17 protein-coding genes, 20 tRNA genes and 1 pseudogene are annotated in these 20,154 nt (G+C 43.3%); 31 read left to right on the forward strand and 7 right to left on the reverse strand.

Annotation, left to right across the window (positions count from 1 at the left end):
* The first annotated feature begins 201 nt into the window (after positions 1 to 201).
* Together petE and petJ are read left to right on the forward strand one after the other, a co-directional pair.
* A complete protein-coding gene (petE, locus tag VB732_RS05540) occupies positions 202 to 621 on the forward strand; it encodes a plastocyanin (protein ID WP_323229856.1) in 420 nt (139 codons plus the stop codon).
* 248 nt (positions 622 to 869) lie between these two features.
* On the forward strand, positions 870 to 1,214 hold the full coding sequence (gene petJ / locus VB732_RS05545) for a cytochrome c6 PetJ (RefSeq protein ID WP_323229858.1): 345 nt from the start codon (positions 870 to 872) through the stop codon (positions 1,212 to 1,214).
* Positions 1,215 to 1,461: 247 nt separating this feature from the next.
* Here petJ and VB732_RS05550 read toward each other — a convergent pair whose 3' ends face one another.
* Positions 1,462 to 3,012, reverse strand: a complete 1,551-nt coding sequence (locus VB732_RS05550; RefSeq protein ID WP_323229859.1) for a hypothetical protein — start codon at positions 3,010 to 3,012, stop codon at positions 1,462 to 1,464.
* Between the two features lie 621 nt (positions 3,013 to 3,633).
* Between VB732_RS05550 and VB732_RS05555 the strand changes: the two genes are divergently transcribed.
* Positions 3,634 to 4,332, forward strand: a complete 699-nt coding sequence (locus VB732_RS05555; protein ID WP_323229860.1) for a triacylglycerol lipase — start codon at positions 3,634 to 3,636, stop codon at positions 4,330 to 4,332.
* Between the two features lie 324 nt (positions 4,333 to 4,656).
* Positions 4,657 to 5,268, forward strand: coding sequence for a cytochrome b N-terminal domain-containing protein (locus VB732_RS05560; protein ID WP_323229862.1), 612 nt, complete (start codon positions 4,657 to 4,659; stop codon positions 5,266 to 5,268).
* A 243-nt stretch (positions 5,269 to 5,511) separates the two neighbouring features.
* On the opposite strand, the gene VB732_RS05565 is transcribed toward VB732_RS05560, so the two are convergent.
* Positions 5,512 to 7,431 carry a cation:proton antiporter gene (locus VB732_RS05565; protein WP_323229863.1) on the reverse strand — a complete coding sequence of 640 codons (1,920 nt, stop codon included), beginning with the start codon at positions 7,429 to 7,431 and terminating at the stop codon, positions 5,512 to 5,514.
* Positions 7,432 to 7,757: 326 nt separating this feature from the next.
* Here VB732_RS05565 and VB732_RS05570 point away from each other — a divergent pair.
* Positions 7,758 to 7,830: transfer RNA gene (locus VB732_RS05570), tRNA-Glu, on the forward strand.
* Positions 7,831 to 7,910: 80 nt separating this feature from the next.
* Here VB732_RS05570 and VB732_RS05575 read toward each other — a convergent pair.
* The 3 genes from VB732_RS05575 to VB732_RS05585 all read right to left on the reverse strand — a co-directional run bounded on the left by VB732_RS05575 (position 7,911) and on the right by VB732_RS05585 (position 11,841).
* Positions 7,911 to 8,519 (reverse strand): SRPBCC family protein, encoded by a 609-nt coding sequence (locus VB732_RS05575; RefSeq protein ID WP_323229864.1) that lies wholly within the window; start codon positions 8,517 to 8,519, stop codon positions 7,911 to 7,913.
* Positions 8,520 to 8,527: 8 nt separating this feature from the next.
* Positions 8,528 to 10,549: a GAF domain-containing protein gene (locus VB732_RS05580; protein WP_323229865.1), complete on the reverse strand. Its 2,022-nt coding sequence runs from the start codon at positions 10,547 to 10,549 to the stop codon at positions 8,528 to 8,530.
* 956 nt (positions 10,550 to 11,505) lie between these two features.
* The gene (locus tag VB732_RS05585) at positions 11,506 to 11,841 is read right to left on the reverse strand and encodes a hypothetical protein (RefSeq protein ID WP_012409307.1); all 336 of its coding nucleotides are present in this window, start codon (positions 11,839 to 11,841) and stop codon (positions 11,506 to 11,508) included.
* 71 nt (positions 11,842 to 11,912) lie between these two features.
* On the opposite strand from VB732_RS05585, the gene VB732_RS05590 reads away from it, so the two are divergent.
* The 3 genes from VB732_RS05590 to VB732_RS05600 all read left to right on the forward strand — a co-directional run bounded on the left by VB732_RS05590 (position 11,913) and on the right by VB732_RS05600 (position 13,184).
* Positions 11,913 to 12,164: a hypothetical protein gene (locus VB732_RS05590; RefSeq protein WP_323229866.1), complete on the forward strand. Its 252-nt coding sequence runs from the start codon at positions 11,913 to 11,915 to the stop codon at positions 12,162 to 12,164.
* 107 nt (positions 12,165 to 12,271) lie between these two features.
* A complete protein-coding gene (locus VB732_RS05595; protein ID WP_323229992.1) occupies positions 12,272 to 12,778 on the forward strand; it encodes an HNH endonuclease in 507 nt (168 codons plus the stop codon).
* 16 nt (positions 12,779 to 12,794) lie between these two features.
* The gene (locus VB732_RS05600) at positions 12,795 to 13,184 is read left to right on the forward strand and encodes an alr0857 family protein (RefSeq protein ID WP_323229867.1); all 390 of its coding nucleotides are present in this window, start codon (positions 12,795 to 12,797) and stop codon (positions 13,182 to 13,184) included.
* A 45-nt stretch (positions 13,185 to 13,229) separates the two neighbouring features.
* Here VB732_RS05600 and VB732_RS05605 read toward each other — a convergent pair.
* Positions 13,230 to 13,445 (reverse strand): annotated as a pseudogene (locus tag VB732_RS05605) (hypothetical protein); the annotation flags it as partial.
* Positions 13,446 to 13,829: 384 nt separating this feature from the next.
* On the opposite strand from VB732_RS05605, the gene VB732_RS05610 reads away from it, so the two are divergent.
* From VB732_RS05610 to VB732_RS05700, 19 genes are all read left to right on the forward strand, one after another.
* On the forward strand, positions 13,830 to 14,024 hold the full coding sequence (locus tag VB732_RS05610; protein ID WP_323229868.1) for a hypothetical protein: 195 nt from the start codon (positions 13,830 to 13,832) through the stop codon (positions 14,022 to 14,024).
* Positions 14,025 to 14,134: 110 nt separating this feature from the next.
* Positions 14,135 to 14,208: transfer RNA gene (locus tag VB732_RS05615), tRNA-Asp, on the forward strand.
* A 4-nt stretch (positions 14,209 to 14,212) separates the two neighbouring features.
* Positions 14,213 to 14,334 (forward strand) — tRNA-OTHER (locus VB732_RS05620).
* Between the two features lie 3 nt (positions 14,335 to 14,337).
* Positions 14,338 to 14,411 (forward strand) — tRNA-Cys (locus tag VB732_RS05625).
* A gap of 10 nt (positions 14,412 to 14,421) precedes the next feature.
* A tRNA-Met gene (locus tag VB732_RS05630) sits at positions 14,422 to 14,494 on the forward strand.
* Between the two features lie 6 nt (positions 14,495 to 14,500).
* Positions 14,501 to 14,572: transfer RNA gene (locus tag VB732_RS05635), tRNA-Trp, on the forward strand.
* A gap of 56 nt (positions 14,573 to 14,628) precedes the next feature.
* Positions 14,629 to 14,699 (forward strand) — tRNA-Glu (locus tag VB732_RS05640).
* Between the two features lie 7 nt (positions 14,700 to 14,706).
* A tRNA-Tyr gene (locus tag VB732_RS05645) sits at positions 14,707 to 14,808 on the forward strand.
* A gap of 4 nt (positions 14,809 to 14,812) precedes the next feature.
* Positions 14,813 to 14,902, forward strand: a tRNA-Ser gene (locus tag VB732_RS05650).
* Positions 14,903 to 14,906: 4 nt separating this feature from the next.
* Positions 14,907 to 14,981, forward strand: a tRNA-Arg gene (locus tag VB732_RS05655).
* Between the two features lie 21 nt (positions 14,982 to 15,002).
* Positions 15,003 to 15,077, forward strand: a tRNA-Phe gene (locus VB732_RS05660).
* 6 nt (positions 15,078 to 15,083) lie between these two features.
* Positions 15,084 to 15,158, forward strand: a tRNA-Asn gene (locus VB732_RS05665).
* A gap of 5 nt (positions 15,159 to 15,163) precedes the next feature.
* Positions 15,164 to 15,236: transfer RNA gene (locus VB732_RS05670), tRNA-Gln, on the forward strand.
* Positions 15,237 to 15,239: 3 nt separating this feature from the next.
* Positions 15,240 to 15,315 (forward strand) — tRNA-Gln (locus VB732_RS05675).
* Positions 15,316 to 15,327: 12 nt separating this feature from the next.
* Positions 15,328 to 15,397: transfer RNA gene (locus VB732_RS05680), tRNA-Val, on the forward strand.
* Between the two features lie 96 nt (positions 15,398 to 15,493).
* A tRNA-Ala gene (locus VB732_RS05685) sits at positions 15,494 to 15,567 on the forward strand.
* A gap of 5 nt (positions 15,568 to 15,572) precedes the next feature.
* Positions 15,573 to 15,648, forward strand: a tRNA-His gene (locus VB732_RS05690).
* 6 nt (positions 15,649 to 15,654) lie between these two features.
* Positions 15,655 to 15,737, forward strand: a tRNA-Ser gene (locus tag VB732_RS05695).
* 137 nt (positions 15,738 to 15,874) lie between these two features.
* Positions 15,875 to 15,945, forward strand: a tRNA-Lys gene (locus VB732_RS05700).
* A gap of 86 nt (positions 15,946 to 16,031) precedes the next feature.
* On the opposite strand, the gene nagZ is transcribed toward VB732_RS05700, so the two are convergent.
* Positions 16,032 to 17,120 (reverse strand): beta-N-acetylhexosaminidase, encoded by a 1,089-nt coding sequence (nagZ, locus tag VB732_RS05705; RefSeq protein WP_323229869.1) that lies wholly within the window; start codon positions 17,118 to 17,120, stop codon positions 16,032 to 16,034.
* A gap of 168 nt (positions 17,121 to 17,288) precedes the next feature.
* On the opposite strand from nagZ, the gene VB732_RS05710 reads away from it, so the two are divergent.
* The 4 genes from VB732_RS05710 to VB732_RS05725 all read left to right on the forward strand — a co-directional run bounded on the left by VB732_RS05710 (position 17,289) and on the right by VB732_RS05725 (position 20,056).
* Entirely contained in the window at positions 17,289 to 17,417 is a 129-nt protein-coding gene (locus VB732_RS05710) for a hypothetical protein (RefSeq protein WP_323229870.1), read from the forward strand.
* Between the two features lie 64 nt (positions 17,418 to 17,481).
* Positions 17,482 to 18,921, forward strand: a complete 1,440-nt coding sequence (gene pds, locus VB732_RS05715; RefSeq protein WP_323229871.1) for a 15-cis-phytoene desaturase — start codon at positions 17,482 to 17,484, stop codon at positions 18,919 to 18,921.
* Positions 18,905 to 19,837 (forward strand): 15-cis-phytoene synthase CrtB, encoded by a 933-nt coding sequence (gene crtB / locus VB732_RS05720; protein ID WP_323229872.1) that lies wholly within the window; start codon positions 18,905 to 18,907, stop codon positions 19,835 to 19,837. The genes pds and crtB overlap by 17 nt, the downstream gene beginning before the upstream one ends.
* A 127-nt stretch (positions 19,838 to 19,964) precedes the next feature.
* Positions 19,965 to 20,056: transfer RNA gene (locus VB732_RS05725), tRNA-Ser, on the forward strand.
* Positions 20,057 to 20,154: the final 98 nt, after the last annotated feature.

Below are 20,154 nucleotides of genomic sequence, written 5' to 3' on the forward strand. Positions count from 1 at the left end.
TGCTCCCTGCTCCCTGCTCCCTGCCCCCTGCTCCCTGCCCCCTGCCCCCTTGCTTCTTTCCCACTCCCCACTAACTAGCTTTTTGCAATAAATTACTCCCCATTTATTAAAAAAAAATTGTATCTATGACAGATTGTCATATTTGGTGTTGATTTTATTTAAAATGAGAAAGGAAAAAAAATGTTTTGTTAGGAGAGAGCCATGAAATTGATTTCGGCAAGCTTGCGACGCTTTAGTTTAGCTGTGTTGACAATCCTTTTAGTTGTTAGCAGCTTTGCTGTTTTTACTCCCAGCGCTTCGGCTGAAACCTACCAGGTGAAATTGGGTACTGATAAAGGACTACTAGCATTTGAACCGAAAAAGTTGACAATTAAACCAGGTGACACTATTGAATGGATAAACAATAAAGTTCCTCCCCACAACGTTGTGTTTGATCCTGCTAAAAACCCCGTTAAAGATGCCGACTTAGCAAAATCTCTTTCTCACAAGAAATTGCTGATGAGTGCTGGTCAAAAGGAAACAACCACCTTTGCAGCAGACGCACCGGCTGGTGACTACACCTTCTACTGCGAACCTCACCGTGGTGCTGGCATGGTTGGTACAATCACTGTCCAAGGCTAGAACCGTCGTCATTGCCACAAGATGATTTCCTCTTTCTTGTGTGAAATTACCTGATAGCAACACGCCATGCTCCTAGAGTGACGCACAGAATGGATAAATGGCGGTAACGAGTCCTATCCCACCCCAAAAACGCTAAACAACCTGTAGCGGAGGGATAACTCGTTACCGCCAATTTTGATCAAATTTGACTTAATCAGGGATTAATCGCGTTTATACTCTTGCTGGAGGCTTGTTGCGAGGAAATTCTCTTGAGAATACTTTTATTAATCTTAATGTTAGCGATCGCTATATTCAAATTGACATTCATGAGTCCAGCACTAGCTGCCGAAACATCCAACGGTGCTAAAATTTTCGAGGCTAACTGCGCTTCTTGCCATATAGGTGGCGGCAATATCCTCATTAGCCAGAAAACTTTAAAAAAGGAGGCACTGTCAAAGTACCTAGAAAATTATGATCGCGACTCAATCGAAGCGATTATCCACCAAGTGCAAAATGGCAAAAACGCCATGCCTGCTTTTAAAGCTAAGTTAAGTGCTGAAGAGATTCTGGAGGTAGCCGCTTACGTTTTTCAGAATGCAGAAGAAGGCTGGTAAGGTTCTCAATTCCATAAAATTATAAACCAGCATTAGGAAGCATTTTTCATAAATGTAAACTCAGTGCCAAGGTGAATATTTATAACGGATACACAAAAAAAGTCAGCTTCCTCGGACTAAAGAAAAATTAAAGCTTTTAAACCCACATATCCATAGGATACGTGGGTTTTGTTTGTGTAAAAGCGGTTTCTAAGGAACTTTTAGCATTAAGCTAACTTGTTTTTAATCCAAAATCACCAAGGAGTGATTATTTTTCTGGATTAGACTTTTCTCTATTTTCCTTCACCTCGCGCAACCGTTCTACTAATTTCTGATCCGATTCAGTAGAGGGTGTAGCCTGAATCTTATTGACTCTCGGTAGTACTAAGGGTGCTGAAGTATTAGCTGCTGATGAAGGCGCAGGCTGATTATTCTTGATTTGCAATTCAGGAAACGGTTTAGGAGTAGCTGATGGTGATAACTCAGACTGATTACCATTGGCTCCCGGTGTAGCTAATGGTTTAAGAATACCCGTCGATGAGGGCTTAGGCTGGTTATTTCTGATTCGCAGTTCAGGAAATGGTTTAGAAGTAGCTGCTGGTGAAGGGGTAAGCTGATTGTTATTGATTACTGGTGTAGATAATTGACTAGCCCCAGTGGTGTTGCTAGTGCTGTTTTGGAAAAGCAGGTTAAATGGATAGGAACTAATCTGTTTACCTCCCTTGGGAGATTGCTTGCTAAAGTATTCCCTTGCTTGCGATCGCAATTCCGGGGAAACTAGCTTGTCTTGAAATTTGATATCTAAAACCTTCCCATCAGCATCTACCACCAACATACCTAAAACAGCGCCTTCCAGATTCGGCTTATCCGTGGGTAATATTTGGCGGATGACTGGTTTTTGTTCAGCGTTGGGGTATTTTTGCTGAACTTCTTGTCTCAGGTTTGCGTAGGAATCTAGCTGTGCGTAGACGCTTTGCGTCTTGTCGTTAGACATCGCTAACTCGGTTCCTTTTCGAGATAAATCGGCTGATTGTGGGGTGGTTCCTCTAATTAAGGTTAAGCTATCCCCAGTCCTCGGAGCTTGTTTTAAAGAAGCTATGAGTTGGTTTTGAGTCATGTTTGACGCATTATTAACCGGCTGCGTCATTGGTGGAGTTGTATTTACCTGTGCTGGTGTAATAGGGTTGGTGTTAGATAGATTCTGAGATTGGGCATTTTGCAGAATATCATTAGGTATTTGCTGCGACTGCAATATTGGCAACCTATTTACATCTAACGGCTTAGATACCTGATATTTGGTATCACTAATATTTACACGAGGAACTGGTGGAGGAGTTGATGGCGAGAATTTGGGGCTGCTACTGAATTTAGAATTATCAAATTTAGAAGCATCAAATCGCAAATTACTACTAGGAATCATCCGCAAAGACTGTCTTGCAGGCAATGAGGAGACTCGATAGTTATTCGATGATGGTGGTAGTGGAGGCAATACTAGCTGACTGCCCGATGGCGGTGCTACCAATGGGGACAATCCAGCTTGGGTGCTAAAGTTAGGTGTAGAAAGTGGCGCTATTGGAGGAAGTTGTTGTAAACCAATTTGGGAGGTAGTTTGTGGCAAACGGCTTTGATCCGCTTGGCTCAATTCTAAAAGCCCGACGCTTTTTGATGATGCTGTATCTTGAGGTTTGTTAGAATCCACAGGCATCAATGGCACAATCATAGCGATCGCACCGTGGATTCCAAGAGAAGCTATAGCTGCTATCCCAATTGGCTGGCTTAAGATTTCTGGTATATTTTTAAACAGGGAGACGTAAGACATAGCTGTTATCGTTCACTCGGCTCAGTTTCTGTTGACTAGCGATTTTCTCTTTCCGACTATATTGCAAAATATCGCAATATATGCGTCTCTCTAAGGAAATAATAATTTCCTATTATGGCAATTAAAACGCTAAAATTGCCATTTTTTCAAGTTTTTAATTGTTTAATGATGTCGGGTCATAATCTTCAAATTTGAGCTTGCTAAAGAAATATTTGAAAAATTACTACTTTTGATTTTTTATTCTTATGACGCACACAATCGAAATTAATATCTGGGATATTTGTTAAACTTCAAGTCAAGATCCAAGTCTGAGTACATCCAAACATCTGCTGAAGTTGCCTTGTTTTTCCTACTGTTTTCAAGTTAACTAAGCTTCTGTAACAGATGGCACACTTGCTTGTCTGAGGTTAGTCCCTATGTGAGAATATTACCACATCAGCAGCCCCGGAAACTGTTGTCAATTGTACAATTTAATTGACATTCTAGTTCTAAACGCCACCAAAGCTATTTGGTTTTTTATCAAAAGAGTTCAGTTGGGCGATCGCAATTATAGCTTTTGAATTCTGACTACTTCTTCGTACAAAAGTTTCAAACCCTCAATCATTCCATCCAAAATTCAAAATGCCGTTACCGACAGTTATTGTACCGGGATATCTAGAAAGCGCGATCGCTTACCGCCAACTAGAACAATCCCTACAAAAGTTAGATTTTCCCACGGTTACAGTGCCACTTCGAAGGCGCGACTGGCTACCCACTATTGGCGGAAGGCCAGTAACACCGATTTTACAAAAACTCGACCTGACAATCAAGCAGGTATTGCAGCAATATAATGCTACTCAAATAAACTTAATTGGTCACTCAGCCGGAGGTTGGATATCCCGTATTTACATGGGGGAAAAGCCCTACAGGGTAAGCGGTAACGTTAAAGCATCCATCTGGGAAAGGCATCCCCTGATTGCTACTCTCATCACCTTGGGTACACCCCACATTAGTCAAGAACGCTGGACACGCTCCAATTTGGACTTTGTGAGCAATAACTACCCAGGAGCTTTTTACAAAAACGTTCGTTACGTTTGTGTGGCTGGCAAAACTATTTTTGGCGAAAGGCGGCGTGGTAGCTGGTTAGCTTACAGTAGTTACCAATTAACCTGTGGTCAGGGTAATACTTGGGGAGATGGCATCACACCAATTGCAGCTGCTCATCTGGAAGGTGCAGAAAACCTGGTAATCGAAGGTGTGAGACATTCTCCGAGAAGCCCTGGAATTTGGTATGGCTCACCAGAACCCTTAAAAGCTTGGGTGCAATATTTGAGTCATTAATCATTACTCATTGGGAATTGGGAATTGGTTTATCCCTTCTCACTCCTTACTCCTTACTCCTTACTCCTTACTCCTTACTCCTTACTCCTTACTCCTTACTCCTTACTCCTTACTCCTTACTCCTTACTCCTTACTCCTTACTCAGCACTCAGCACTCAGCACTCAGCACTCAGCACTCAGCACTGATGAAAGGCATTGTGCCAATTAGCTTATCGGAAATATTAAAAAAATTTATTTTTATTTGAGATATGCAACATATATTAATATTTCGTAGTTAAAATTAGAAAAGAATAAATACCTAGTTAAGAACAGGAGGGGTGAGCTATGCAAAGCACCCAGTTCGATAGGATTGTGCGACGGATAGCGACGATATTATCAGTCGTGATTTTGACTTTGTGCTTAATTTATGTTTCTACGGGAGTAATGCTGTCTTTTTACTATGAGCCGACAGCAGGCGGTGCTTATAACTCCTTAAAAATGATTAATACACAAGTGCCATACGGGTGGTTGTTTTGGAGAGCGCATAACATTGCTGGTAACGCAGCAATTGCGATCGCTCTGATTCAAATTGTGGTGATGTTTTTAGGTCGCCAATTCCGTAAGAGTTGGCTGACTGCTTGGATTAGCGGGATTTTGTTGACCTTAAGTGCGATCGGGCTAGATTGGACAGCGATGATCCTAGATTGGACTCAGGAAGGATACTGGCGTTTCAACATAGAGTTGGGAACTATCGAAGCTATTCCTTTTATTGGTGGACAACTGCGCGAAATCCTAACTGGGGGTGGAGCGATTAATACAGTTACTGTCGAACATCTTTACACAATACACACTTATCTAATTGCAGTAGCGACGCTAATTCTTGCCATCGTGCATTTATCTGCTTTACTGTGGCAGGAATGGCAAATGTATCAAGCTGAGTGGGAAGTTAGGAGTTAGAACACCAATGACTTCTGAATTAATTCTTACTAAATAGGTCTATTAAAGATGGCAGATTCACATAACATACTCCATGAAAATGAGGTCAGTGAATTTGCCAACTCTATCAAAGAGAGTTTGGGGAGATGGGAAGCATCCCACTTTTTCGTATGTCATTGCAAGCGAAACAAAGTGAAGCGAAGCAATCGCAAAATCTCCAACAAAGAATTTTGAATTGTTATTTTCCCCTGCTTCCATCTTCCCTTATACCCCAGGGGTGTCAGTAGTGAAAAGTTGAGATATTTTGGCGAGGGGGATTTCTTCAACTTCCGGTAACTTTTCTAAAGAGAGGCGAGTAGACTGAGTAGCACCAGATAAACGCTTTAAAAGCTTAGGTCTGGGATCATGCAACAAGTAGATAATGCGATCGCCAATTTCCCACTCATATTTTGCTGGCATTACCTGTAAGCGTTCTTTTCGTTCTACAACTAGGGGTATCAACGCCCCAGTTTTAATCATTTCTTGGATACGCTCATTTTGACTAGAAAATTCTAACTCAGTTAGGGTAGTTGTTCCTAACTTGACTCGCCCATCATTCAAATATTCATTCCAAGTTTTAATTGCTAAGTCTGGAATAAAAGCTTGATTAACTTTATTACTAACAGAGGTACTAGCTTGTGGATTACGGGGGAAAACAGCTAAGACACGCGGCGGATTAAACTCCTCAGCTGCTCGTTGCGCTAAAACAAAATTCACCTCGCCATTACTAGTCATAGCCAAAAAAGTACCCATAGAGGCAAGTCCTGCCTCTTCCAAAACAGCAGCATCAAGCCCACTGCTAGCAATTACCCGCAGATTTTGCGCCTCGGCTTCCACAAGACGTTCGGGTTCAGTATCAATCATCACCACGTTTTCTCCCCGTTCTTGAAAGAAGCGGGCAATCAAAAGACTTAAAGGATTACAACCCACAATTACTGCCCCAGTTGCATCTTTGGAGGTGATTTTCAGCCATCTAGCAACCCAGCCAGCTGTTAACCCTTGGCAGACAACAGTGGTGATAATTGTCAGGAAAACTAAAGCTTTGATGGAATCACCGCCATTAATGCCGCGCTGAGTTAGGGAAATCGCAAAAAAAGAAGCTACAGAAGCGGCAACAATTCCTCTAGGTGCAATCCAGCTTAAAAACACTTTTTGTCGCCAGTTTAAGTCACTATTCCAGGTACAGAACAGGATATTAATCGGGCGAACGACAAACATTAGTACCAAAACAGTGAATAAACTACCCCAACCCAAAGCAAACACACTGGCAATGGATAAATCAGCAGCTAATAAAATGAACAGCACCGAGACGCTGAGAATTGTCAGTTGACTCTTAAAGCTCTTTAACAGACGTTCTTCTGGGACTGAGGAGTTAGCAAAGACTGCTCCTGCAACAACTGTTGTCATAACTCCCGATTCACTGCGGATCATTTGCGATAAGGCAAACAAACCCCAAAGTATCGCCAGCACCGCTAAGTTTTTTAGCTCGAATGACAGAAAACTGGCGCGTTTGAAAATCAAGCTCATCAGATAACCGCCAGCACCACCAATTGCCGCACCAACGCCCAGGCGTATAAGTAAACCGACGATCGCATTAATTGGATCGGCATCGCCGTTCAAAATCGTATCGAGGACAACGAAGGCGAGGATCGCTCCTACAGGGTCAATTAAAACCCCTTCCCCTTCCAAAAGTGTTGCTACTTGCCGATCTACATTGATTTGTTTAAGCAAGGGCCCAACCACGGTTGGGCCAGTCACCACAATGATGGAAGCATAGAGAAAAGCTATATTCCAAGGAAACTCACCCAACCAGTGGGCAGCCATACTGCCACCAAGCAGTGTGATTAGGGTTCCTAGAGTGACGAGCAATTGTAAGCTGACTGAAACTCTGCCTAACTCTCGCAGATCCAAATTAAGTCCGCCTTCAAACAAAATTATTGCAGTTGCTAGGGCGACAATAACTTCCACTCCAGTGCCTAGCAAATGGGGATGCAACAGCCCTATGCCATCAGAGCCAAACAAAATGCCTAACAGCAGTAATAAGACGATGCTAGGTATGCGAAAATATGCAGCCAGCACTTGAGCGCTAATGCCTGCAAAGACAGCGATCGCCATCTGTAGGGTAATTTCAAAAGATGCTTCCATGTTGTAGATTTTGAGCGATTTATTTCAAAATCTTGGTAAAAAATCGTAGATATTTAACTCTACAGGGTACAACATCATACCCTTTGTCCCTTGCAGAATGTACCGTTTTTTCTTTCTGAGCTTCTCTCGAAGTTCCCAGCACCGAACGCTGACGTACCCTGTGGCTTCCTGCATGAGTATCTACAGAATTCTTTTCGTGTCTCCATCCCTTTGTATCCTCTTTAAGCTTTTGCTTCCACCCAGTTTAGCTGCCACAAACTTTTTTTTGCAAAAGCTGTTGACAATAGCTAGAAAATTAGTTAATTTATAAAAGGTCTGAGTCCGATGCCCCCATCGTCTAGAGGCCTAGGACACCTCCCTTTCACGGAGGTAACGGGGATTCGAATTCCCCTGGGGGTACTAAAAAGGTAGAAGTATATTCTTCTACGAGTTTAAAAACTAAAACGATCATCCAAGATTAATCTTAGATGATCGTTTAATTATACATAGGGTTCTTTGCTGGCTAACTGTTCTACACGTTGGTGAATAGCAACAAGATTTAAGCGTAGGTCTTTGCTCAAGCGGTTTTCAATAATTCCCACTGGCATGGTGAGTTTCGGCCAAACTTGAATTGTGTAGCAAAGGTTTGTTCCTACATACTCACCGAGAGAACAAGGCTCTAAGCACCAGCTACCAGAAAAGCCTTTAAAATCTCCCTCTACCATCCGAAAATTAATTTCTTTGGGGAAGTATTCTTCCAAATCTAAAACCACTCGTGCCGAAAAGTTGAAGTTTAGTAACTTCTGCGAGCCTACTTGCTCCAGTCTAATTCCACCGTTGGGATGATTGATTAGACGACTCTTGGCCAGATTGGGGAGAAAATCAGGCAAGGCTTCATAATCTGTCAAAACCTTCCAAATTTGTTCTACTGGCTGGGGAATTTGAACTTTGGCGCTGATTTGCCGTTGTCGATCTGCTATTTTCTGAATTTGAACTTCTACCTTAGCTGCCAAACCGACTATATCAGTAGTTAAATCCCCTTCGAGGTTGGTGTCATCACTAGGAGACTCGAAATCAAGGTTCTCTGTTGCGTTCTGTTCTTTAGTCACGTTCAGAATTATGGTTTGCTTTCGTCAGAAAATTGGGGCAAAGTCAGGGTGAAGCAAATTTCGCTCTGTTCAGAATCCGAGATTGGGAGACTCTCAACTGCGATCGCTCCATTTAAATGCTGCACTAAAGACTTGACTAAAGCAAGTCCCAAGCCAGTCCCTGGAGTCCAGCGCCCCTTTCCGCGACGGAACTTGTCGAAAATATAGGTTGCTTCCTCTTGGGAGATAGCATGTCCTGTATTCGTCACCTTTATGATAACTTGATCGATTTGTTGCTCGACTCGGTGAACAGCTTCTAAATGGACGGTGGTATCATGCTGGGAATATTTACAGGCATTAGTTAACAACTCTTGCAAGATGCGATCAAAACTCTCCAGTTCAGTTTGCAGTTTTAGCGATTCCTCTGGTAAATCTACAGAAATCTTTAATCCCTTCTCTGCCAGTTTCTTCTCAAAAGCTACTACTATATCCTGAATTCTATTATTTAAATCTATAGATTCTAATTGTGGAGCTTCGTGAGGCGACTCTAGTTTCTGGAGTGTCAACAAGTCATTAATCAAATTGATTTCCTTGGTGCATTCCTGCTCTAGGATATCCATGTATCTAAGTTGACGCTCTGGTGCGATTCCTGGCAAACGTAAGTTCCGAATGGACATCAGCATGTTTGTCAAAGGATAGCGCAAGCGATCGCTCATGTTGCTCAAAAATTCATCTTTGAGTTCATTGAGTTTCCGCAGTTGCTCAACATATTGCCGGGTTCTTTCATGCAACTTTGCCTGGAGTTCTAGACTACTCTGGAGTTTCGCTGTCCGCTCATCTACCAAAGTCTGTACTTGACGCAATGTTTGTGACTGAATTATGGCGTTGCTTACTTGAGCGCAAACCATTTCCACAAGATTTAATTCGGCTGCTTGCCAACTGCGAGTAGTCGCTTGCTGTAGCACCAAAAATCCTAAGATTTTACCTTGACTTTCTAACGGCACTAATAAGACGGCAGGTAATTGCTCGATTGCAAATAATGGAGCAGCTACCGAGGTATCATTTTGCTCTGAATAGTTGTCGAAGATTACTGCTTTTCCAGTATCTATGAAGGGACGCTGGCACAAACCACATTCCGAAAGCAAAAAAGATTGCTGATCTAAGGTTTCTGGTTTATTAATGCGGGAAATTTGTGTTGCCTTCGCCCATTCACCAACCACTCTAGCTTTCGCTTTCGGAATTTGTTTTTTGGCTTGAGTCCTAAATAGTGGATCAGTATATTTTAGTAGTATAAGTAAACCTCGATCTGCCTGTAGAGATTCGGCAGTAGAGGCGATAACTAACTGGAGCATTTGATTAAGCTCCAAGTTACTGCGGTTCAACAATGTTAATTGCTTGATCAAGCTTTGATACTGATCGCCCTTTTGCAGATACTCTTGTTGATGAGTAATTAATTTAGCTTGCGCCACTTGAGAAAAAGCGATCGCACAAGCAGACTCCACTTCTTTGAGTAGTTGTTTTTCCGAGTCACTCCAATCATAAGGTTGGAATTTAATCAGACTAATCACCCCATTATTATTGCCGCCCAACCTCGTGGGAATTGCCAAAACAGCTTTTATGGGTAGTGGTAAATACTGACAGCCAATTACCAGACTCTTCTGAATGATGGAAATATCTTCAATAGTCAATGGTTCAGCAGCACATTGCAGCACAGGCGAGTGCATAAGCAACTGTTCCATCGAAAACATCTCTTCTGGATGTGGCAACCCTAGATATTGATCTGCACACCAATTAGTAGTAGTTGCTTCGTCAGATGTTTCACCCGTTACTGAAACCAAGCAGCAACAATCTACTTGAAAAGCATCTCCTAGCAATTGGGCAATATCTTGCAAGATCAATGCCGTAGCTGAGGTATTGGCGATGATTTGGTTAATCTTTTGCACCAACTGGTGGGCAGTTTTTTCCTGATGCTGCATCAGCTTGACTTTGTAAGTTTGTAGTCGATCTATGTCATCTACGTACTGTGTCGGCGACCGTAAAGGCTTTTTCATTCTTGGCACGCCCTCGGATAATAAACCCATTGTTTTTGCACCCAACCCCTTGGCATATTCTTCACCGTTAGTTATGTTGTTACACCTTGATAATTGGCAAATCTTATATGAATACTTTCTTTCACCTGTTATAGCCCTTTTCTATGGCAGATGGCCAAGTTGTTGTTATATAAAGCAAATTGCTACATAGGTAGTGAAATACTTAAGATATTCTAAAATGACCCAGCCTGATTATTTTTGGCTGCTTTATCTTCTTTATATTGAGATAATTGACTAACGTTGACTCAGAATATCCTGTCTGTAAGTATACATAAACCGTAATTTCTCTGGAATCTCAGGAAAATACCCCAGTTATAACCGTAAAAATACTTGATCGATCTTAAGGATTTTGTAAAATTTTGTTTTCATTTTAATCCTTTGACCAGCTATCTTTCGATCTGTGTTGCTTTCAATCAAATATAACTAAGCCACAGAATCAGACTAATTTTGGACTTTGGATTTTGGATTGAAAGAGATTACCGTCTTAGTTGTGGGACGAAGTTTAGGGCAGCGCACGAACCAAAAAACCTAAAATTTAAAATTGGTAGTCAAGCACAATTTCCTTTTATAAGCTACAAATCTTAACAATAAGTTTTACTCTTTCAAGGAAATAAAGCTAAATTCTGAATGCCATCCAACTACTCAGTAATAAGACTTACGCACTGAAAACTCGCTCCTGTACTCGCACTCCCCTCTAACAAACGTCAATTGCTCCACTTAGATATATCTAAGTGGAGCAATTGGCTTTCCTTAGAAAGGTGGTGTCTTAAAGAGCCAACTTTCTAAGGGGTTTGGGGGATATGGTCTGCGTAAGCCCCAAATAAAATAACTAGTACAGCACGGCGGAAATAAACCACCTTTATGCAATGCGAATTACGAAAAGCGGTACTAGGCTGCATTACCTAAAATATTTAAGACTATCCAGCCAAACTCTCGACACTCAGAGGAACCATATCGCCATTTCTCGTTAGTCCTAACAACATCGGTTCTTGGGGTTGAATGAGTTGACCTGTGAGTACACAACGCTCTTCTTGCTGGGCTGTGGCAGCTATGCTAGCTCGGATGTCCGCTCGTGAAAACCGAGGCTTCCATTCACCTGATTTTTGCTGGACATAATTCCAAAGAATATCTCGAATCAGGGCTTGATATCCCTGATTCCCAGCAATTTCTTTGAGCTTATCTTTGAGTTCGCGCTCTAGACGGATGCTGGTAACTTCCATATCGGTGGTTGGGGTGCGAGCGATTGTATGCATTACTATTTCTCCTTAAAAGTATAGACAGGATAGTAATACAAGTGTAGTATGTTTAAAGGAATGTTCAATAGGTGAAATTTTCTGTGAAATCCATTTACCCCATCTCTACTTCAATTTTGTGCCCTACCAATTGCCGAGCCAGTTGGGAATCGGCTGCTATGGAAGTGGAGTATTTATTTATGGGCGATGGTAGCCGAGATCGTGGGCAAATCACAGAGGTTAATTATGATTCTAGACATCTCAGCATTAGTGGGTTGATTGCAAAACCACAACTAGATGAAGAAAGCGGGGGGTACAGGCAAAGAAATACTGTACCGATATGAGACCAGATTTTCCGGTCAATTCTAACCCCCGCTTCACCAAAGGAAGTGGGGGTTTTTTTATAAGGAGTGAAGTCGTGACGATATCTCCAATGCGCGGCGCGAACGCAATGCAAGTGTTAGAGCAATCTGTGGTGGTGTTTTCTCAAAATTACTTACCACTGTGTCGGATCAATATCAAGCGGGCGATTGTGCTGTTACTAACAGACAAAGCTCAACCGCTAGGTTTTACCACAGAAGCCGGATGGCGAGTTCACTCACCCAACTTGGTAATTGATGTGCCAAAACACATTCGCTTAACAATTAGTTCTAATGAGCGGATGTGGAAAATTCCGCCAGTGAATCGGCGGGAAGTGTTGCGGCGAGATCATCACAGTTGCCAATATTGCGGTAGCGGCAAGCATCTAACACTAGATCATGTGATGCCGCGCTCAAGAGGCGGTTCTCACACTTGGGATAACGTAGTCACAGCTTGTGAAAGATGCAACTCCCGTAAAGGCGATCGCACCCTGTTTGAATCTGGTATGCAATTACGTACCAAACCAAAAGCGCCAATCCACCCCGCGATTTCTTTTGCCGAACAGTTTTGGACAGATATGCAAGCAAGCCTGGAATAGCAGGAGAGCATAAGGAATGCTGAAATTAACTTACACAGAAAACAGTTTTGATTTGGAATGTCTCACTCTGTCGCTAGAAGAATGGGTAGCGCAGCGAGTGATTTTGGCCCTGCGAGTTGGGCAAAATTTGTGCATTGAACCCAGTACCGCTTCATTTTTGCTCCCTGTTGATTTGCCAGGAGTAGAAGTGCTTAAGGCTGAGGTAAAAAGAGATGACAGAGAAATCATTGCCCTCTGTACCTGCGATACCCAATATATGGAAGTCACTCTGCAAGGTTTTTGGCTATCAAATAGTTCTAAGGATGCTGTAGGTGTGTTTTTCACCACTATGAGCGATCGCGCCGAGTTCTTTTTGCACAAACTTTGGCAAGAAGCTCAAGCTTGTGCTTCTGTGATGAGCGAATAAACGAAATAGTAGGGTGAGGATAATTTCTCACCTTTATTGCTCCATTTACAGCAATTCGGGAATTGTCACAAATCGGTAGCCTTGCTGTTTGAGTCCACTGATGATTTGTGGCAAAGCTTCTACAGTTCTGTGGCGTAGACGCAAAGCGGCATGTCGCTAAACATCGCCACCACCGTCATGCATCAAAACAATAGAACCAGGTTTCGCGCCTTTCAGGACATTATTTACAAATGCCTACGGTTTGGCGTGAGGATCCGTATCCCGCATTTCTCACAAGCTGCTTTACGTAGAAGTAATAAGTAATGAGTAATAAGTTAAGAATTTTACTCATTACTCTTTACTCACTACTCATTACTCCTCCATCCGAGGTGTGGTGAGAAATCCGGGGTATCAGCTGAAGTTAGTGACCACATAATTACAGCGTCTTTCTGGCTTTTGGCGTAAGCAGATAGTCCATTATTTAAAGATCAACCAATCATAAGCTGTGGTTTTAGTTTTCAGAAGTGCGATCAAGCTCAAATCTAAGCGCAGAAACTTTTCTAGACAATTTCAAAAAAATTTTCTGAAACCCCTTGACACCCCTTGTAGTATTTTGTAGTATAAATGTAGTGAGGCGAAAGACAAAGCTTCGCAAGGGTCAAAGTCATGTTCTACATACAACTTAAACAGAGGCGCTGGAATCAACCAGAGTCCTCAGTCAAGAAAGCTGCTTCTACTTTTAAACCATCTGAAATAGAGGCAATCAACCAAAAAAGTTCTAAGTTTGCACTCATCAAAACTACTGAATACATCCGTAATACACAACAGGCTTGCTACCTAGAGTTTCGGTTGTTTTCCTAACAGTAAAAAGTCAATTTTCTGAACCTTGAAAACTAAATAAGAAATGGGCAAGTTCACCAACAAAATCTGTCCCTAAAAACTTAAAAATTTAGGCGCAGATTCTCAAAAATCGGGGTGTAGCTCAACTGGCTAGAGCGTTCCGTTGTCTGCGGAAATGTTGCGGGTTCAAATCCCGTCACCCTGGTTGTAGTCCCGTAGGCGAATAGTTTAAGCCGTCAGCCTACGGCAGTCGCTACAACGGAGGGAACCTCCGCAACGCGCTGCCTCCTCAAGCTGAAGATTGCGAGTGCGAATCTCGTCGGGACTCCCAAATGGTCAGGTAGCCAAGTGGTTGAAGGCGTTGGTCTGCAAAACCGATTAGCGCGGGTTCAAATCCCGCCCTGACCTCTGGTGCGATCGCAGCGTAGCTTAATCAGCAAAGCCCCAGATTCATACCCTGGTATATGCGGGTGCAAATCCCGTCGCTGCCACTAAATGCAGGGATGGTGTAACGGCAACACCTCGTGACTCCAAATCCGATGTTCTAGGTTCAAATCCTAGTCCCTGTGTCAGACAATTTTGGATTGAAAAATTTAATCCAAAATCTAAAATCCAGTCAACTATGCCCTCGTGGACGAATGGTTAAGTCAGTGTTCTTTCAAAGCACAGATGCGAGTTCAATTCTCGTCGAGGGAATGATTAGGGGTCGGTGGCCGAGTCTGGCTGAAGGCGACAGTCTGTAAAACTGTTCTTTTTTGCACGCAGGTACCCTGCGGGAAGCAAGCTACAAATCCTGCTCGACCCACTATGGAGAGGTGGCTGAGTGGCCCAAAGCGTCCTCCTGCTAAGAGGAAGCGGGTAGTTAATGCCCGTCGCAGGTTCAAATCCTGTTCTCTCCGTTTTGAGAGTGTGGTGTAACTGGATAACATCTCAGTCTACGAAACTGAAGATTTGAGGGTTCAAATCCCTCCACTCTCGTTGCATAATCTCTTCTTTTATCCCCCGGTAGCTCAGTTGGTAGTTAGCGCCTGTCTGAAGAACAGGAGGTCGTCGGTTCGATTCCGACCTGGGGGGCTTCGTTGCCTCATAGCTCAATGGTAGAGCAAGCGGCTGTTAACCGCGCGGTTGTAGGTTCGAGTCCTACTGAGGCAGCCATTCATTGCCGGGTGGACGAATTGGTAAGTCGCATCGCTCTGAACGATGAGGTTGCAGGTTCAAACCCTGCCCTGGCAATAAAGCCCTGTGGTGTAATTGGCAACATAGCGCCCTTTGAAGGCGAAGATTCCAGGTTCGAGTCCTGGCGGGGCTGCCAAACTCTACTCTTGTAGCCCAATTGGAAGAGTGTCTTCCTTACAAGAAGAATGTTGCGGGTTCAATTCCTGCCAGGACTACCAAATATTGGGAGTGTAGCTCAATGGAATAGAGCAAAGAATGAATTTAATAGTTCTCTTTCTTTTTAGTTTTTACTTTGCTCTTTTTACTTATTTGATGGGGTCATAGCTCAAATGGCTAGAGCGCCTGCCTTGCAAGCAGGAGGTTATGGGTTCAATTCCCATTGATTCCACTGATGGTGTCTGAAGCCAAAGTGGTCGAGGCGCTGGTTTGTGGAACCAGTCATAGCGGGTTCAAGTCCCGTCAGTCACCCCTGAATGGAAGATGCTGCTGAACGGACGGCAACTGGTCTTGAAAACCAGGGTATGGGCAACTGTAGGGGTTCGATTCCTCCATCTTCCTGTTTTTCCACCTGAAGCCGAAAAGCGAGGCGCTGTGCTGATAACACAGAAATAGGAGGGGCAGTACCTCCCTGGTGGATTTATCTCTAGTGTTGGTGTTACAAATCGCACTTGCTCATTTCTTATTTAAATTAACTAGGGTGGTTGGCATAACGGCTGTGCAGCGAGCTTTTAACTCGCAGAAATAGGTTCGACCCCTATACCACCCAGTAAACAATTTAAAATTTAAAATTTAAAATTGCAATCTTAGTTAGCCTTTTGGCAATTGCTGATATGCAACTTGAACGCACTTGGGTTATGAAGAGGAACTAGCGATCGCTAATTGAGCATGTTGCAATAATATATCTTTATCCAGAGCATTTACAGGATATTGCGGTGTTACTGCCAGTAGTTTATCGATTCTTTCTTTGGCTGCTTCCACTACTGATTCGTCTAAGCTACCCTTAGTTAGGGAATCGGCGAAATCTTCAGCAATCTGATAAGTTCTTTCAATCGATGATGAGTTGATATTGCGCGAAACAATAAACAGGTCACAGCCGGCATGAAATGACTGCGCTACAGTACCAGCTTGAGTAAACATATCTGATATCGCTTTCATATCCAAATCGTCAGATACAACTACTCCCTCAAAACCAAGTTCTTCTCTAAGTATGTTTTTTAGGATAGCTTGGGAAAGCGTTGCTGGTACATCAGCATCTATCTTAGGGAATAAAATATGGGCAGTCATAATTAGGGGTATCTGTACTTCGATTAGAGCTTTGAAAGGTATGAGTTCTCGAAGTCGCAGGTCTTCTAAAGTTAAATCCAGTATTGGCAACTCAATGTGAGAATCTTTGCTGGTATCTCCATGTCCGGGGAAGTGTTTGGCGCATCCCAAAATTCCTGACTCTTGAAGTCCAAGGTAGTAGTCACGGGCATCTTTTGCGGCGATTTCGGGAGTGCTACCAAAAGCACGAGGCCCAATAATTGGGTTGTGGGGATGGGAAAAAACATCTGCTACAGGAGACCAAGATAAATTTATGCCTAGTGATTTAAGTTCTAATGCTGTGGCTTTTGCTACTTCGCGGGCGTGCGATCGCAGCAACAATGCATGAGGAAATCGCGTAATTGGCATTGGTGTGCGAATGACACGACCTCCTTCATGATCCAGAGTCATAAACATTGAATCACGTTCAGCATATTCTCGTATCTGGCTGCTTAAATCCTTGAAGCTTTCCAACCAAACCTGATATGGAGCGCCATCCAAGAAGTTTTTGGCAAAAAATATTACCCCAATTGGCCTTAATTCACTGAGTACGCGTTTATCATCATCGCTTAATGCAGTGCCGGAAATCCCTAGAATTAGGTGATGTCCAAAGCGTTTTAGCTTCTGCGATCCACTCATAATTTTTTACCTAACTGAGTTGTTTAATAGCAGTCTGTAACCAGTACCCTAAATATTTTCTCAGATCAGATACATACATTCCCAAAGAAATCAACTACTTTTGAAATTACCAATTTTTGGTCAAAGCAATTACTTTTATTTATCTAAATTTCCAGCACATAAATCTAGATGAAACGTTCGCCCAAAGCTATTGCCAACAAGGGTATTGATAATTTTGTTGAGCAGATGCGCGTAAGTAAAATTCCCTTTGGCAAAAGTTTTTTAGGGAAGCGATCGCACAATCACCGTCAAATGTAACAGTTTGCAACGTATAATGAGAACGATAAAACCATTAAGAAATATTGAAGGGCATTAGGGTTAAATGCGAGTAGCGATCGCGGGTGCTGGTCTAGCAGGACTTTCCTGCGCGAAATATCTCACGGACGCAGGTCATACTCCCATTGTCTTGGAAAGCCGGGACGTACTGGGTGGTCTGGTTGCGGCGTGGAAAGACTCTGACGGCGACTGGTACGAAACCGGGTTACACGCCTTCTTTGGGGCATATCCGAATATGCTCCAAATGCTCAAGGAGTTGGGCATTGAAGATAGACTCCAGTGGAAAGAGCATACACTGATTTTTAATCAACCAGATAAGCCTGGGACACTCTCACGTTTTGATGTTCCAGATATTCCATCTCCTTTCAACGTCATTGCATCGATTCTTCGCAACAAAGACATGTTGACTTGGGAGCAGAAGATTCGATTTGCAGTTGGACTCCTTCCCGCAGTGGTTCGGGGTCAGAAGTATGTTGAAGAGATGGACAAATACAGCTTCTTAGAGTGGTTGAAAAGGCAAGGTGTTGACGAGCGGGTAACTAGTGACGTTTTTATCGCCGCGTGTAAAGCACTCACCTTTATCAATCCTGATGAAGTATCGTCAACGATTCTCCTAACTGCACTGAATCGTTTTCTACAAGAACGATATGGCTCCAAAATTGCATTTTTGGATGGTTCTCCCACAGAACGTCTATGCAGCCCGATCGTCGATTACATCACAGAACGCGGTGGAGAAGTGCGATTAAATGCCCCCTTAAAAGAAATTTTGCTCAATGCCGATGGCACGGTGAAGGGATACTTGATTCGAGGGTTAAATGGCGCAGAGGATGAAGTTTTGACGGCTGATGCGTATGTATCTGCCATGTCAGTCGATCCTTTGAAAGTCATGTTGCCTAAACCTTGGAAGCTGATGGAGTTTTTTCAAAAGCTAGAAGGTTTAGAAGGAGTACCAGTGATTAACCTGCATCTGTGGTTTGACCGGAAACTTACAGACATCGATCACTTACTTTTTTCGCGATCGCCCCTCCTAAGCGTTTATGCTGATATGAGCAATACCTGCCGTGAATACGCCAACCCCAATCGCTCAATGCTGGAATTAGTTCTAGCTCCGGCAAAAGATTGGATTGCCAGATCCGATGAGGAAATTGTGTCTGCAACGCTTGCTGAGTTGGAAAAACTTTTCCCTGACCACTTTGGAGGAGACAATCCAGCAACACTGCTGAAATCTCATGTGGTGAAAACGCCGCGTTCAGTTTACAAAGCGACCCCAGGTCGTCAACAGTACCGTCCTGCACAAGTTACGCCCATTGCCAACTTCTATCTAGCCGGAAGTTATACCATGCAACGCTACTTAGGCAGTATGGAAGGTGCCGTACTTTCTGGTAAGCTGACAGCGCAGGCAATTTCTGAGGCTCTCCCGGTAGCAAATTCCTCAAACCTGCAAACGCTCACCCGACCGCCCGCAACGAATGCTGCAACTGCCTGATTCCCCCCCGCGCATGAAAACGCTGGTCTCTGTAGACGAGTCATACAAACTTTGCCGACATCTCACAGCAAAGTATGCCAAGACTTTTTACCTGGGTACTTTGCTCATGAGTCCGGTAAAACGTCAATCTATTTGGTCAATTTACGCTTGGTGTCGCCGTACAGATGAGTTGGTGGATGGGCCCGCATCTGCTATTACCACGCCAGAAACCCTAGACCTATGGGAACAGCAGCTGGAATCGATTTTTGCGGGACACCCATTAGAAAATTACGATGTCGCTTTAGCTGATACCCTCCAGCGCTTTCCGATGGACATTCAGCCCTTTCGGGATATGATCGCCGGTCAACGCATGGATTTATATCGCAGTCGTTATGAAACCTTTGAGGACTTATACCTCTACTGTTACCGCGTTGCTGGCACTGTTGGCTTAATGTCAACAGCAGTTATGGGTGTGGATAGCACCATATATACCGCTCCGTGGCAGCAGAACAAACAACCTTATGTTCCCACAGAAGAAGCGATCGCTCTGGGAATTGCCAATCAACTCACCAACATCCTGCGAGATGTGGGAGAAGATGCCAAACGGGGACGAATCTACATTCCCCTTGAGGACTTGGAAAAATTCAACTACACCGAGCAAGACTTCTTCAAAGGTGTAGTAGACGATCGTTGGCGGGCACTGATGCGCTTTCAAATCGAACGGGCCCGCCAATTCTATAGCACATCCGATCAGGGAATTACTTATTTAGCATCCGATGCCCGTTGGCCTGTATGGGCAGCATCAATGCTTTACGGTCAGATTTTGGAGGTAATTGAACGCAACGATTACGATGTGTTCAGTAGGCGAGCTTTCGTTCCCCAGTGGAAAAAGTTACGCACTTTGCCCCTGGCTTGGATGCGATCGCAAGTTCTTTAAAAAATTAGTCATTTGTCTATAATCCTTAGTCCTTAGTGGTTTATAAATAACCAATGGCTAATGATAAATGACAAATGACTATTGACTCTTAAGAGCAACCCTGATAACATTGATATTCGTGAGTCATGGAGAGGTGGCTGAGTGGTCGAAAGCGGCAGATTGCTAATCTGTTGTACGGCAGGCAACTCCGTACCGAGGGTTCGAATCCCTCCCTCTCCGTTTTCCAGCCTTTAATACACAGAAAATCTTCTGTGTAAATTTGTAAATTAAATATAGGCGTAAACACTTCTACTCCCAAAGATGGATGATATGATTTA

It is taken from the genome of Nostoc sp. UHCC 0252 (assembly GCF_034931145.1).
Lineage (GTDB): Bacteria > Cyanobacteriota > Cyanobacteriia > Cyanobacteriales > Nostocaceae > Nostoc.

What these genes read in the sequence shown, in the direction of transcription:
- VB732_RS05600 (WP_323229867.1), top strand. Translation starts at nt 12,795, where the DNA reads ATGCTGAAATTAACTTACACAGAAAACAGTTTTGATTTGGAATGTCTC.
- nagZ (WP_323229869.1), bottom strand. Translation starts at nt 17,120, where the DNA reads ATGAGTGGATCGCAGAAGCTAAAACGCTTTGGACATCACCTAATTCTA.
- VB732_RS05560 (WP_323229862.1), top strand. Translation starts at nt 4,657, where the DNA reads ATGCAAAGCACCCAGTTCGATAGGATTGTGCGACGGATAGCGACGATA.
- petE (WP_323229856.1), top strand. Translation starts at nt 202, where the DNA reads ATGAAATTGATTTCGGCAAGCTTGCGACGCTTTAGTTTAGCTGTGTTG.
- pds (WP_323229871.1), top strand. Translation starts at nt 17,482, where the DNA reads ATGCGAGTAGCGATCGCGGGTGCTGGTCTAGCAGGACTTTCCTGCGCG.
- VB732_RS05585 (WP_012409307.1), bottom strand. Translation starts at nt 11,841, where the DNA reads ATGCATACAATCGCTCGCACCCCAACCACCGATATGGAAGTTACCAGC.
- VB732_RS05565 (WP_323229863.1), bottom strand. Translation starts at nt 7,431, where the DNA reads ATGGAAGCATCTTTTGAAATTACCCTACAGATGGCGATCGCTGTCTTT.
- VB732_RS05710 (WP_323229870.1), top strand. Translation starts at nt 17,289, where the DNA reads ATGAAACGTTCGCCCAAAGCTATTGCCAACAAGGGTATTGATAATTTT.
- VB732_RS05580 (WP_323229865.1), bottom strand. Translation starts at nt 10,549, where the DNA reads ATGAAAAAGCCTTTACGGTCGCCGACACAGTACGTAGATGACATAGAT.
- crtB (WP_323229872.1), top strand. Translation starts at nt 18,905, where the DNA reads ATGCTGCAACTGCCTGATTCCCCCCCGCGCATGAAAACGCTGGTCTCT.
- VB732_RS05550 (WP_323229859.1), bottom strand. Translation starts at nt 3,012, where the DNA reads ATGTCTTACGTCTCCCTGTTTAAAAATATACCAGAAATCTTAAGCCAG.
- VB732_RS05555 (WP_323229860.1), top strand. Translation starts at nt 3,634, where the DNA reads ATGCCGTTACCGACAGTTATTGTACCGGGATATCTAGAAAGCGCGATC.
- VB732_RS05595 (WP_323229992.1), top strand. Translation starts at nt 12,272, where the DNA reads ATGCAAGTGTTAGAGCAATCTGTGGTGGTGTTTTCTCAAAATTACTTA.
- VB732_RS05610 (WP_323229868.1), top strand. Translation starts at nt 13,830, where the DNA reads ATGTTCTACATACAACTTAAACAGAGGCGCTGGAATCAACCAGAGTCC.